The organism is Rickettsia africae ESF-5, assembly GCF_000023005.1.
GTDB lineage: Bacteria > Pseudomonadota > Alphaproteobacteria > Rickettsiales > Rickettsiaceae > Rickettsia > Rickettsia rickettsii.
Window position 1 is genome coordinate 17326 of record NC_012633.1, and the last position, 12938, is coordinate 30263.

Consider the following 12938-nt stretch of genomic DNA (forward strand, 5'->3'; position numbering starts at 1 on the left):
ATTTAAATTGAGATATTTGTAATGAATAAGTTAACAGAACAACATTTACTAAAAAAATCAAGATTTTTAAAATATTCTCTGCTTGCCTCTATTTCAGTAGGAGCTGTAATACCTTTTGAGGGTATGGCGATGAGTAAAGAAGCATTTCGTATCGATCTCAGTAATAAATTGTTGAATCACGTGTCACAATTAAACGGACACAAAGATACGACAAGTACCTCGCAGCAGATAGGAACAGTAATTGTATCGGAACCAGAAATAAACACATATACTCCATCTGAAATAAGAGAAATGAAAATATCTAACGAACCTAAAGTATATAATCCATTAAAAGATATTCCTATAGAGGATCATTATAAAGTGGTAGCACGTAGTAAGTCTGATGTCGGGAAAGCAAGAAAAGTACGACCAATTACTAGATGCAAAACATTTGCAGGCATTGAAAAAACAGAACAAAGTCAAAATACTTATACTCCTGAATCGACAGAACAAATGCCTCAAAAACCAGAGATTATAATAACAGCGTCTTCGCCTACTGTTAGCCCAGCTTCAAATAGTTTTATCACTGCACCTAATACACCAAATACTACCCTGACATCACCTGAACATTATAGTACGGCACCTGGTACTCCATCATCAACACCGGCGACTTCGTATCAGTCTACTTCAGATTCTAAACCAAATGATAGTTTAGGAGCTAATACACCACCAAACATAAACACAAACTCAAAGGCATCACGAAGATTATCGTTTAGCAGTAGCGACCCGCAACAACAGGCAGTGCAATCTAGCTCACAGGTTAAATCAGAAGTTCGTCCGAAGCCGACATTTGTACCGTTGCCTATAAAAAAAAGCAGTACTGAAATTGTAGCAGGAATGGTAAGTAATATATCACGAGTTCATGAGATGATAGGAATCAAGTTAGCTGAAGTAACACAGGCTATTAAAGATACCACAGATAAAAAAGATAAAAAACGATTGCAGAAGTTGTATACGCAGCTAACTTCAACACAAAAAACAACAGAAACACTCAAGTCAAGAGCTGAAGAGATAGAAACAAAAATCAAAATAGGTGAAAATAAAGATAAAATAAAGAAACTTAAAAAAGAGTTAACAAGTAAAAACAATAAAGCAGATAGATTATTTCGGAAAATAGAAAAAATAGATATTCCAGCAAATAAAGTTTCGATAAAATCGCAGGAAACAGTTCCGGTTACAACGGCGTCAACCGAAGTTAGTGCGTTTCAAGCACAGCAAGCAAGAATTAATGAGGCTCGGCAAGGTGTATTTAATAAAAATAAATCAAGCGGAGATAATGCAAGAAAAAGTAGTGCTGGAACAAAAAGAGAAAAGAAAAAACAAGAAGCACAAAAGCAGTTATTAGAAATAAAGAAACAAGAAAAAGCTATAAAAACGGCATCAGATAAAGCTAAAGAAGTAGCTGCTAGTGCGAAAAAAGAAATAAGTAGAACGGCATTACGAGCCATGCAAGATAAAATGAATGGTGATTCTGAACAATTAAATAAGATAGAGGAAAATCTAAAGTTATTAACTCCTGTTGTTTATAATAGTTCTACCGGTCCTACTTATAAGCAGTCGCCAAAAGCAAAGCCAACTATACCATTAAATTATGGGGTTCAGAGAATTTTAGGTGAACAACCAGAGGATGAAGAGGGGTACTTAGTGCCAATAAAAGTTCAGCAGCAACCTTATCAAGAAATAGAGGACCCTATTCCAAGTCATTCAAAAGATATTTATGAGGCTAAGGTTTCACAATACATTAATTATTTGAATAGCATACAGCCAAATCAGTCAAATCAAGCTCAAATAGATAGTGTAATAGATAGTTTAGCAACAGAAATGAGAAAGTTTAGTGCGGATCAATTTAGTCAAAAATTAGGTGAGATTGCACATCTTGCCAGTATAAAGGCATATGCAGGTTTGTTCGAGAAGTTATATGAAATTCAGCAAGCTAGAATTCTAGAAACTCAAAAAGTATATGAGCAAGTGGAAATATCTCAGTCTTATGCAGAGTATGAAGAGAATTCAAGAAAAAGCAGTACTCCAGTATTATCACGCTCGTCTTCAGCTAAAAGTGTAAATTTTGAAGAAAAATCAGCATTGTTACAAACCACAACTACAGATGAAAGCTTGAGATCTGACAACAATTGGAAAAATTCTGCACCATATTCTTCAAGTCCAAAGCTTGATAAAAGAGGATTAGAATATTTAGATTTAGCTGGCGACGCGTTCGTTCAGAATCTAAAACAACCTGATACGTTAACTATAGAAACTCTTGGTTTAATAACGCCAACACAAAATACAACTGTTGCTAAAAGTGACTCATCGAGGAAAAATAATGTGAGTGGAAGTATTTCGGAGATACAACAACTGCAATCAGAAAAAATGAGTACAGAAACTTTAGGTGTGCAGGATGATCTAGGGCTAGATTTACATTATGCACCTCAAGAAACTTTAACTGAAGAAAGCACCTATTTAGTTTCTAGTAAGAAAAAACAAGGTAATATAATAAAGAGAGCTTTATCAAAAGTAGGGTCAATTTTGCAAACAAATTATGCAGAGAACAGAAGAAGGAAAAGAGATGGAGAAACCTCAAAGCAAAGAACAGTAGATCAAGAGAGAGAATTTGGCCACGTTTGGGGAAATGAGAATCATAAGGAGTCTAGTTTAAGTGTAGTTAGTGGATGCATAAAAAAGGCAACTCAGCTTATAAGCCTTTTAGATGCAAAGAGAACCGCAATACTGCAAACAACCAGTCCTTCACAAAGAAGATCAGTTAGTTTAGTTTTACAGGAAATAGAAAATGATTACCAAGAAGCAGTTAAGATCTCTCAAAAATTACAGCAGGTATTAATACGCAAACCGGAAGATATAAAAGCTTATAATGCAAAAGCAGAAAAAAAATTGGATGCTATTAAAAGCAGAGCAGATAAACACTTTAATAATATAGAAACAGATGTAGATGTTGGATTTAATCCAAATGGGGGAAATAGTCATTCTATGCCGACTGCTAATATGGATAGCTTACCAGAAAATTTAGCTGTAACCCCACCTATAAATGTAGGGTCACTATATAACTCTCTGCAAGCTCAACAATTTCGAGAAGATCATAAAAATATTATAATAAATGATAGATCACAAGGTAGACTAAATTTGGTTGATAGTACTATTAAAAAAGGTACACAGCCATTATCTAATTTATCTACTATATATGAGTCGGTTAGTTATGAGGATTTAGCATCAGAAACAATATATAAGACAGAGCAACCTAAGCCATCTATAAGTTACACGAATACTAGTAAACGAAAATTACCATTCAGAAGTGCCAAGCTTGACAAGAAATTAGAGTATTTGGATTTAGAAGATAAACTATTAGAAGTAGAGGAAGCTAGAATAGTTAAGGAAAAGCAAGATATTGCCAAATTGAATCAATATCAAGATCCAGAAAACCTAGAATTTAAGCGGTTAGCTATGGAAGCACTAGACTTATCTTCAAAAGAATCACAATTAAAACAAAAAAGGAAAGCCATAGAAGCAGAATTTTCTTTAAATGAAAAGTCTTCAAGCACAGATGTATCAATATTACGTTCCTATTCAATTGATGACATAAGCGGTGTACTTAGTGATGCAGAATCAAATCTATCCCGTTCACCTTCGGTTAGTGGCTTAGAGGATTTAAACAATTCTAATGTTATGCAATTAGGGGAATTAAAATCTAAACATGAAAAAATAGCCAATGATTATAATAAGGAATTGGAGTTAGATACTTTAAATAAAGAAAAGATTTTGTTAGAAGGGAAGATAAAGCATCTAGATACTGAATCTAAACCTAAGGTAACTGAGAGTAAGCCGGTATTTTCATGTTCATCTTCAGTTGGTAGCATACACAGCTTCTCTAATGATGATGATTTGAGTAGTCGTGATGTTGTAACTCCGGTAGATACTCTAAATATAGAAATTAATAAAGATTATGTAGATACCTATATAAGAGTATTAAGCAATAAAATACAAAAAATAGAAGAAATACAAAAAATAGAAGAATTGTCTGGCTCAAGTTCTAGAAGTGAGGAACTTAATCATATTAAAGAAGCAATGGCTTATATAAGTAATCGTATACAGGATGTAGAGGAATTAGATGAAAAAATGCTTTTAGCAATAAATGCACAATTACAAGAACATGATGAAAAAATTTCTTCGTTACTTCGCGAAGAAGCTACAGATATTCTTGCTCAGTTATTGCTACAAGAAATGTTAGTGTCGGATGGTAAATCAGAATCTACCTTACCTGCAGGAGATGAAGAACAAGAAGACACAGAAGTAAGTAGACAATTATCTTCATTACCTGCACTTGCATCAAGTAATGAGAGTGCATTAGCATTAAGTGACGATAGAGAAAAGGAATGTTTAGCATTAGGCGATAGTAGCGAAGATGAAGAAAGTTATGATTCAGAGTTTGAAGAGGAAGAAGAAACAATAGGGCAATTATCCGATTCCGATGGGGGTAATCTTAAAATAACGGAAGTTGATACGGTTATTCCTCTTGAACAGGAAGCAAAAAAAGAAATGCAAACGCAAATTTCAGAAAACGCTCCTACTTTAAATCAAGCGAAAGTTGTTAATACTATTGTAAATAATATGATTCGTAACAGATTAGATGCATCTATGAATATGTCTAATAATATGGTAACAGTGGGAGCCGGTGATGAAGAAGAGTCTAATATAAAAAGAGGTTTGTGGATGCGTGGTATGTACGGCACTAATAATCATGGACGCGTTGAGAATATGACCGGTTATAGAGGTACTAACAAAGGTGCTACTATCGGGTTCGATGCTGAAATCGACAATAATATCGTAGGTATAGCTTATAGTAATGTTCATTCAGTATTTAAATTTAAAAATAGTAAAAATAATGATAAAGAACTTATTAATAGTCATGTGGTTTCTATTTACGGACAAAAAGAATTACCGAAGAATTTTGCACTACAAGCTTTAGTATCTGCTTCTAAAAACTTTATTAAAGATAAAACAACTTATTCATATGGTGATACTAAAATTAAAAGTAATGTAAAACATCGTAATCATAGTTATAATGTGGAAGCATTACTGCATTATAATTATCTTTTGCAGAGCAAGTTCGTTATTACCCCGAATATCGGCTTAAGATACGGGAAGTCACGAGACGGGGTATATAATGAAACCGGTGTTAACGTACAAGAAATAGCTCTTACAATGAAAGAGAATAATATATTGTCCGGAATTGTCGGTACTAAAGTCACAGTACCTTTAAAAGACGCTCTAAAATTTAATAATTTAGGTCTAACATTCCAAGGAGCGGTAGAACATAATTTTAAAGAGAAAACCCAAAGAATAAATAGAGTTGTTAAAATATTTGATAATACATTCAAACATCATTATCTAATACCGAAGCAACCGAAAACATCCTATAATTTAGGAACGGGTATTATAGGCAGTATCAAAAATACTACTATTTCGTTGGATTATAATTATTATCTAAATAAACATTATAGAAGTCATCAAGGTAGTGTTAAGCTTAAGGTAAACCTATAATTTTTATACTTGCAATATTTGCAAAGGTGTTATATAAAACTTCTAACTTAATGTCATACCGTGGTCATAGCCACGGTATGACTAACTATATTGCTTACTTTAAAATTAAGGCCCCTTCGTCTAGCGGTTAGGACACCACCCTTTCACGGTGGGAACACGGGTTCGAGTCCCGTAGGGGTCACCATTCTATATTTTCCTATAATATAAGATCTTAAATAATCAAAACTATAAAGCACCACCCTACCGACTTTGTCCATGGGTTATTTAGTTTACATGCTTATATGGATTCTACGGAAAATTATATTGTAGAGTTTGCTGTAGAAAAAGAAAATAATGAAAAGGTCAAAACCCGAAATGAACAATTAAAAGACTGGAGCCTGAAATAGGTAGATAGTACGCAGTAGCATATGTAAATGAAAAAGTAAAACAAATTGTACTTACCTATCGAGGTACTACATTTGAAAAATTAGATTTGCTCAAAACTAATTCACCGTTTAAAGCTCATTTTAAAAGTATTTTAGGTGGACAGATAGTGGCACAGCAAGTGGCCGCATATGAAGCTACAAAGGAGATTACCAAATATGCTGAAGAGAATAATTATAATTTATCTTTCACAGGTCATTCTTTAGGGTATGGCTCGCAGAGCTTAGTTTATATTTTGCTCATAGAGATTTTCATTATCCAAAAGCAAAGGCAATCACATTCGATAGCCCGGATTTAGCTACAGAAAATCTTTAGCCGCAGATGTATAGCCATGAAACTACCTTTGACGTAAAAATTTTAAATATAACAACTTATTTATTAGCTCCAAATTTTGTAAATGTCTGTAATCCGCATATTAATAAAAGCACTTGATATTTATTACCTTTAGCAAGCAATCTAATATATAAAAATGCTACTGCAACGACATTTGGAAGCTTCTTAGAGGTAATCGATCAGCCTATAAGCGGTAATATTGCAACCGGACAATTTTTAGAGGTTTATAAGCATTTAGAAAATAATGCCGCACAAGGTTGCCCATCAAAAGAGATCATAATCCCTGAGGGAACATTTGAACTTTCTTACAAAGGTCATTATCGTATAAAAGAAGTAAATTTGTCTGTAGATATAGCAAATACAAATAATAAGGGCAGTAGTGATTGGTATCTAGCACAGTTGAGCAAATTGAGTATAAGATAAAAAAGAAATACCAAATTTAATAAAACAATAGTTAAAAGTAATAAAAAAACTATATGAACCTCAATATGGCAAATATTATATCTTTACAAACTTACCTAAAGTTAAAGTAGATGATTTAAGAGAGCAAATTTTAAGGTTAATTGAAGTAAGTTTATCAACTTATAGTTTGATTGTCCATAATGAAATATTACAACAAATAGAAGAAACTTTAAACGAAAAACGATTTGTAACAATTAGTGCTTTCGCTGGAGCCGGTAAAACCACTCTAGCTATAAAATATGGAGATAGACAAACACAAGCGAAAAAGAAAATAGTACGTTTTATTAACGTAGATTCTGCAGACAAAGTCCTTGAAGCATATAGACAACTTGCTAAAGAATTTACTATTTACGTAATAGATGAAAAGGAAGAAAACATAATAAGATTAGTCCATGAAAGGATTGCTAATTTAAATTCAGCTATATTATTTATTTTTGATAATGTTGAAGATCATAAAGATATAGAGCCTTATCTTAACAGTATAATTAATATACTTAATGATAAGGCACAAGTGATAATTACTACTAAAAATAATAATTTAAGTGATGATATAGAAAATATTATATTAGTAGAGTCTTTTAGTAAAAAAGAAGCGATATTATATTTAAAGAAATCTCTAAAAAATAGATTAAACAAGAAAGATATTGATAAATTAGTAGAAGACTTTGGTAGTAACGATGCTGCATCACCTTATAGGCTATCTAAAGCAGTAGCATATTTAAAAGCAAATAAATTACTTAAAGTAAATGATTAACATTAATTACTTTAAAAATAGCAAAGATGATCATATAGAAACCGTTTTATTACTACAATTATTAGAAAAATCACCTTTAGTTTGGCAGATATTTTACAATATTCTGCAGATTTAGACCCTGAGTTTATCAGTATAGAGATTTTCGAAGAATTATTTTTAATAGATGAAGAAAAGCTACAAGAACCTATAAAAAGGTTATAGAAGCATTATCGGTAATGAATCTAACATACCAAAATAGACAAGCCGGCTTACAATTACATAGATTAATGCAATTTATAACAAAGCAATATATAAATAAAATAAAGAACATGCGATAGATGAAAAAGAGATTTATACAAGACTAGCAGAAATCTTAGATGATTTATTTCCAATATAACAGATGTTCCAAGTGAAGACTGGGAAAATTCTAAAATATTTTATCCCCATGTAGTAAAAATATTAAATGATGATATTGAAATGGATAAATGTAGAAAGGCAAATTTATATCAAAAAATGGGTTATTATAATGAATATATATTATGTAAATTTGAAGAATCGTTAAAATATTATAAGAAAGCTTTAAAAATCGATCAAGAATTAGTTCATCTTTCTTTTATTGCTAGCTCTCTTAATAATATCGGAGTGATTTATGAAAATTGGATAATACATATGAAGCTATAGAGTTCTATAAACAATCTTATTTAATGTACGTCAAACTTTAGGTTTAGGCCACTACAAAGCTAAAAACTTATCTCAAAAAAATTGCACCAGAATTTATAAAAAATAATGAAACTAGGGAGTTTATATTATAAAGAGGCGATTTTGAGGAAGTTACATTAGAAATTAAACAAAAAATACAAAAGAATGTTTTAAATAAAATATATATTAATGTTGCTAAAGATAAGTGGAATAGTAAGTTCTCAATCTTAGGAAATTGGGGGTGCAAGGCTATTTAGGTGATAGATATTTATAGCAAAACAACTAGGAGTTTTATCTGACCTTAAAAATACAGAAATAGCTAAAATGTTATGTTTTGAAGCGATTTGTTTAGGAGCGATTAACAGTTCTAGCAAAAACTTCGCTTGTGTAAAAGAATTTGTTAGAGCCTATCCTGAATTAACAAATAAGATAACAAACGAACATCCTGAATATTTTATTGATGGCTCAATATTACGGGTATGTGTTAATGATGAAGCAATTTTAAATAAATTGCTAGCTAGTGGTTAGTGTGGCTATGTAGCTTTACCCTCATCCTGAGGAAAATCAGATTTATCCATTAAATTTTTAGCAATGTTGCTTTCTGAAAGCTTAACTGATTGAAAATATTCGGATACAAGTTTTATCACTTCATCACAAAATTCATCTTGTAGCTCTTTACTTGCGGTTGATTTTTGGTTTTGCATTAACTGTATAGCATCAGATTTTTTATGCTCTAAAAATTCTTCAATTTCTTTAGTTTTTTCTTGAATGATTTTCTTGGTAACTTCATTACTGTCTTCTATCATTTGAGAGCGTAAAGTTTCTAATTTCTTTATTTGTGCGTTGGTGTGTTTAAAGAGCAAAGCAGCATCTTCTTTTAACTTTTCAGCTTGTAGAACTTTTTCTTGGACTTCTAAAATCTTAGCATCTAAAGAATTTAAAATGGCTTTTTTTGCCGGTCTATAAACTAAATATAAAAAAATTACAAAACTAACGGCAAGCCAGAAGCTCTCATCTAGGAAATTCATTATTTTACTTTTATATTTTGTAGTAAATTCATATCTGCTTTAGTGCCAGCTATTTTTTCAATAATATTAACGGCAAGCTTTATGATTGCTGCGCTTTTATTAGTTCTAAATTGCTTAGCAGCTAAATTTATATCTTCAATGTTTTGATTTATAGCGTTTTTTAAATCTTGCTCTAGATTCTTTTTTTTAATTAAAAATTCTGATTCTAAAGAGTCTATTTTTTCTTTTTTTAGTCTATCTATTTCAGCATTTGTTTTGTCTATTTCCTCGTTATAATATTTATTTAGCTTTTCTACTTCTATGGTCAATGTATCGGCTTGCGTAATATTATCTTGAATATTTGTCTGTCTATTATTAAAAATTTCTTCAGCTTTTGGAGTTATAAATTTATAAACAAAGATATACAATAAGCCGAAAGTAATGATAAGCCAAAAAATTTGTGAATAATAGGTAGCAATATCAAATTGAGGCATCTTATTTAAAAATGAATTTTAAGAAAAAATAAGTAACATAGCAATTACAAAGGAAAAAAGTCCCATTGCTTCAGTAAGACCTGCACCGATCAGAGCCATTCTTTGTAAGTTTTCTGTAGCCGAAGGGTTTCGTGCTATTGAACTAAGTAGAGAGCTAAATATATTACTAACGCCTAAAGCTGCACCGTACATGCCGATAGCCATAAGTCCTGTACCAATAAATTTTAAAGAAACCATGTCCATAAAAAAACTCACTTTTAATTAATCAAAAAATTTTATCTAATTATCTGTATAATAGGCTTTTTGCACAACGAAGCTAATAAAGAGGAATTTGCAGGAAACACGAAGCACAGAACTGCAGAGTACAAAAAAGTACATGAGGATTCAAGCATCGGATTGACGTACAAATTACCTTTAGAAGCAAGTTGTGCAAAAAGCCTAGTGTAAATTAATAACATCATTAAGATACATACAAGATAAAATAGTAAAAATATAAGCTTGAAGTATTGCAACAAAAATTTCAAACCCAATTAGTATCACCATAATAGGGATTGGCAGAAATTTCAAGTAAATCATTAATGACACGGTAAAACCGGCTATTACTTTTAATAAAACATGTCCTGCCATCATATTAGCGGCAAGTCGCAATGATAAACTAACCGGTCTTGCTAAATATGTAAATAGTTCAATTACTATCATCAACGGTGCTAACCATAAAGGAGTACCATGCGGTAAAAAAAGGGTTAAAAAACGTAAGCCGTGTTTTACAAAACCGACTATAGTTACCATTAAAAATACTAGAATTGCCAAGGTAAAAGTAACGATAATATGACTAGTGGTAGTAAAGCTATAAGGTGTCATACCAAGTAAATTACAGAATAAAATGAAAATAAATAAACTAAAAATTAACGGAATAAATTTACGTCCTTTTACTCCTATATTCTGATTTAACATATCAGCTACAAGATTATAAACTATTTCAGCACTCACTTGTAATCTAGAAGGTACTAATTTCCGGTTATAAAAAGCTAAGTAAAAATAAGTTAGAGCTAAGATGCTAGCAAGTAACATATAGATACTCGAATTAGTAAAGCTGACGTCAAAACCGAACATTTTGATGTCTATTAATTTTTTGATATCAAATTGTGCTAAAGGGCTATGAGTCATTTCCTTACTTTTTATTATTTACTTTTTTCCTTATAATGTTAAAGCCGGCAATCATTCCTATTATTGTAAATATAATAAGAAATAAAGGTTTAGAATTAAAAATTTTATCCGTAAATATTCCAATTACGACACCTACCATTGTACCTGAAACTAAATCTACAGCGATAGTGAAGGGGCTAATTTCTTGCCGAATTTTAGGATTAGAAAACTTAGGGGTTGTTAAGTCTTTAATTCTGGCTTTGATATCTTTTAGTTTTTCCGTATTCATTAGTTTATCTCCGTCATTGCGAGAAGACGCCATAGCCGTCGACGAAGCAATCTCAGGATATTTAACGAGATTGCCGCACAGTCTACGACTGCTCGCAATGACGATCTAAATTACAAGCTCATTTCATTTTTTGCTTTTTCTTTCTGCTCCTCTAAAGCTTTATCAACTGCTGTGGAAATAGTATCTATGCTATAACTTCCTGTTTGTACTCCGTTAACGAAGAAAGAAGGAGTACCTATAAATTGGGGTGCTTTTGCTACAAAATTGGTATTAGCAATTAGTATTGCAGTAATTTTATCATTATTTAAACATTGTTTATATTCTTCCGGAGAAATACCGCCAAGTTGTCCTATATCAGTTAATAATTCTCTGTATTTATTGCTATATGCCCACTTATCTTGTTGTATTAATATGATATTATGAAGTTGTGTAAAACTATTTGTATCCCCCTTGCAGCGGGCTAAAATTGCAGCATCTAAATCTTGTTTAGTAGCAATAAATTCACGAACCACATATGCAATTTTGTTAGTATCAATATATTTTTTCTTAAGTTCCGGAAAAATTGTTTGATGATAATAAGCACAATGCGGACAGGTAGGAGAAAAATACTCGACTACTATAACATTTGATTTTTTGTTACCAAGAACCATATCATTATCATCAACTTTAAAGGTGACCTTAACAGGTTTTATTGCAGGATTTTTTTGTTTTTGTGAAGCCGGCGTTGATACTTCATCAGTCTGATTATTATCATTAGCAGGAACTATTGATTCAGCCGTATTTTCAGAATTTACGGCTTCCTGATTCGTTGCTTTAGAAGTTTCGTTATTTTGAGTTTCGTGCTCTATTATTTGTTTTTCCTCATGGTTCTTATCTTGTGCTTTTTCTTCTGAACAGCTACTCAAAAATAATAAAAATATTAGTATAATAAAAATATTTCGCATATTTATTCCTTTAACTTATTAATATTATCTACAATAAGATCGTATCAATTTTATTTCAATAAAAATCTCTACTTTATAATAAAAGCAAAATGTGCTATGCTATAGAAAATAATAGTCTAACATTAAGTTCTTAGGCACTAAAACCACTACGGAGGAATTAATAATGGCAAATACAATACAATCCGAACAAAAATCTGAGTTTAAAATAGGGCAGAGAATTGTCTATCCTGCACATGGAGTTGGTGAAATAACAAATATAGAATATCATACTATTGCAGGTACTGAAATTAAAGTATATGTAATTTCCTTTTCGCAGGATAAAATGACATTAAAAGTGCCTGTTAGTAGAGCTGCGGTTGTTGGTCTTAGAGCGGTTGCAAGCAGAAAAGATTTAGATGTCATATATTCAACTCTTCAAGGTAAACCAAAACAAGGAAATAGAATGTGGAGTAGAAGAGCCCAAGAATATGAAGGCAAAATTAACTCAGGTAATATTGTAGCTATAGCCGAAGTATTACGGGACTTACATAAAAATGTTGATAATGATCGTTCTTATAGTGAAAGAACACTCTACGAATCAGCTTTAAATAGACTTGCAGGCGAGCTTGCTATCCTTGAAAACATCCACCCAACCGAAGCAATTAATAAGTTAGTTGAAGTACTGCGTGAAAAATTAGTAGCATAGTTATACTCGTTCAACTTGAAAAATTGACTGTGTCGTCTTTGTAAGTCCTCGGATGCTCACGTATTAAAAGTATACGCTCTGCTCCTCGGCTTACAGGCTCCTTGCTCTTTTCCAAGTTGAGCTTCGTATAGCTA

At 31.7% G+C, this 12938-nt stretch carries 12 protein-coding genes and 1 tRNA gene; 7 read left to right on the forward strand and 6 right to left on the reverse strand.

The genetic code is table 11. The features are described from left to right. Positions 1-21: 21 nt before the first annotated feature. The 5 genes from RAF_RS00110 to RAF_RS00135 all read left to right on the forward strand — a co-directional run bounded on the left by RAF_RS00110 (position 22) and on the right by RAF_RS00135 (position 8767). Positions 22-5589 carry an autotransporter domain-containing protein gene (locus tag RAF_RS00110; RefSeq protein ID WP_012719313.1) on the forward strand — a complete coding sequence of 1856 codons (5568 nt, stop codon included), beginning with the start codon at positions 22-24 and terminating at the stop codon, positions 5587-5589. Between the two features lie 109 nt (positions 5590-5698). Then, a tRNA-Glu gene (locus RAF_RS00115) sits at positions 5699-5773 on the forward strand. A 1161-nt stretch (positions 5774-6934) separates the two neighbouring features. Next, the gene (locus tag RAF_RS00125) at positions 6935-7561 is read left to right on the forward strand and encodes an NB-ARC domain-containing protein (protein WP_010976709.1); all 627 of its coding nucleotides are present in this window, start codon (positions 6935-6937) and stop codon (positions 7559-7561) included. 456 nt (positions 7562-8017) lie between these two features. Beyond that, positions 8018-8221, forward strand: coding sequence for a tetratricopeptide repeat protein (locus tag RAF_RS00130; protein ID WP_041471785.1), 204 nt, complete (start codon positions 8018-8020; stop codon positions 8219-8221). A gap of 342 nt (positions 8222-8563) precedes the next feature. Beyond that, positions 8564-8767 (forward strand): hypothetical protein, encoded by a 204-nt coding sequence (locus tag RAF_RS00135; RefSeq protein ID WP_041471786.1) that lies wholly within the window; start codon positions 8564-8566, stop codon positions 8765-8767. A 5-nt stretch (positions 8768-8772) separates the two neighbouring features. Here the strand turns inward: RAF_RS00135 and RAF_RS00140 are convergent, their stop codons facing one another. The 3 genes from RAF_RS00140 to RAF_RS00150 are packed head-to-tail and all read right to left on the reverse strand — an operon-like array spanning position 8773 to position 9983. Continuing rightward, positions 8773-9267: a F0F1 ATP synthase subunit B gene (locus RAF_RS00140; RefSeq protein ID WP_010976712.1), complete on the reverse strand. Its 495-nt coding sequence runs from the start codon at positions 9265-9267 to the stop codon at positions 8773-8775. Continuing rightward, positions 9267-9740, reverse strand: a complete 474-nt coding sequence (locus RAF_RS00145) for a F0F1 ATP synthase subunit B' (protein WP_004996956.1) — start codon at positions 9738-9740, stop codon at positions 9267-9269. Before RAF_RS00145 ends, RAF_RS00140 begins: the two co-directional genes overlap by 1 nt. An 18-nt stretch (positions 9741-9758) precedes the next feature. Then, entirely contained in the window at positions 9759-9983 is a 225-nt protein-coding gene (locus RAF_RS00150) for a F0F1 ATP synthase subunit C (protein ID WP_004996954.1), read from the reverse strand. Positions 9984-10043: 60 nt separating this feature from the next. Between RAF_RS00150 and RAF_RS07140 the strand changes: the two genes are divergently transcribed. Continuing rightward, positions 10044-10187 carry a palindromic element RPE1 domain-containing protein gene (locus tag RAF_RS07140; RefSeq protein WP_083762071.1) on the forward strand — a complete coding sequence of 48 codons (144 nt, stop codon included), beginning with the start codon at positions 10044-10046 and terminating at the stop codon, positions 10185-10187. Here RAF_RS07140 and RAF_RS00155 read toward each other — a convergent pair. The 3 genes from RAF_RS00155 to RAF_RS00165 form a co-directional block, all read right to left on the reverse strand. Then, positions 10179-10907, reverse strand: coding sequence for a F0F1 ATP synthase subunit A (locus RAF_RS00155; protein ID WP_012719315.1), 729 nt, complete (start codon positions 10905-10907; stop codon positions 10179-10181). The two genes, RAF_RS07140 and RAF_RS00155, sit on opposite strands and share 9 nt — an antisense overlap. A gap of 4 nt (positions 10908-10911) precedes the next feature. After that, complete coding sequence (locus tag RAF_RS00160) at positions 10912-11175, reverse strand: AtpZ/AtpI family protein (RefSeq protein ID WP_012719316.1); 264 nt, start codon at positions 11173-11175, stop codon at positions 10912-10914. A 110-nt stretch (positions 11176-11285) separates the two neighbouring features. Then, entirely contained in the window at positions 11286-12119 is an 834-nt protein-coding gene (locus RAF_RS00165; protein WP_012719317.1) for a DsbA family protein, read from the reverse strand. Between the two features lie 163 nt (positions 12120-12282). Between RAF_RS00165 and RAF_RS00170 the strand changes: the two genes are divergently transcribed. Then, positions 12283-12804, forward strand: coding sequence for a CarD family transcriptional regulator (locus tag RAF_RS00170; protein ID WP_012719318.1), 522 nt, complete (start codon positions 12283-12285; stop codon positions 12802-12804). Positions 12805-12938: the final 134 nt, after the last annotated feature.

Bases quoted from the DNA above. Each gene is read 5' to 3' on its own strand.
- RAF_RS00110 (WP_012719313.1), top strand. From the start codon at position 22: ATGAATAAGTTAACAGAACAACATTTACTAAAAAAATCAAGATTTTTA.
- RAF_RS00170 (WP_012719318.1), top strand. From the start codon at position 12,283: ATGGCAAATACAATACAATCCGAACAAAAATCTGAGTTTAAAATAGGG.
- RAF_RS00150 (WP_004996954.1), bottom strand. From the start codon at position 9,983: ATGGACATGGTTTCTTTAAAATTTATTGGTACAGGACTTATGGCTATC.
- RAF_RS00140 (WP_010976712.1), bottom strand. From the start codon at position 9,267: ATGAATTTCCTAGATGAGAGCTTCTGGCTTGCCGTTAGTTTTGTAATT.
- RAF_RS00165 (WP_012719317.1), bottom strand. From the start codon at position 12,119: ATGCGAAATATTTTTATTATACTAATATTTTTATTATTTTTGAGTAGC.
- RAF_RS00135 (WP_041471786.1), top strand. From the start codon at position 8,564: ATGTTATGTTTTGAAGCGATTTGTTTAGGAGCGATTAACAGTTCTAGC.
- RAF_RS00160 (WP_012719316.1), bottom strand. From the start codon at position 11,175: ATGAATACGGAAAAACTAAAAGATATCAAAGCCAGAATTAAAGACTTA.
- RAF_RS00130 (WP_041471785.1), top strand. From the start codon at position 8,018: ATGGATAAATGTAGAAAGGCAAATTTATATCAAAAAATGGGTTATTAT.
- RAF_RS00145 (WP_004996956.1), bottom strand. From the start codon at position 9,740: ATGCCTCAATTTGATATTGCTACCTATTATTCACAAATTTTTTGGCTT.
- RAF_RS00155 (WP_012719315.1), bottom strand. From the start codon at position 10,907: ATGACTCATAGCCCTTTAGCACAATTTGATATCAAAAAATTAATAGAC.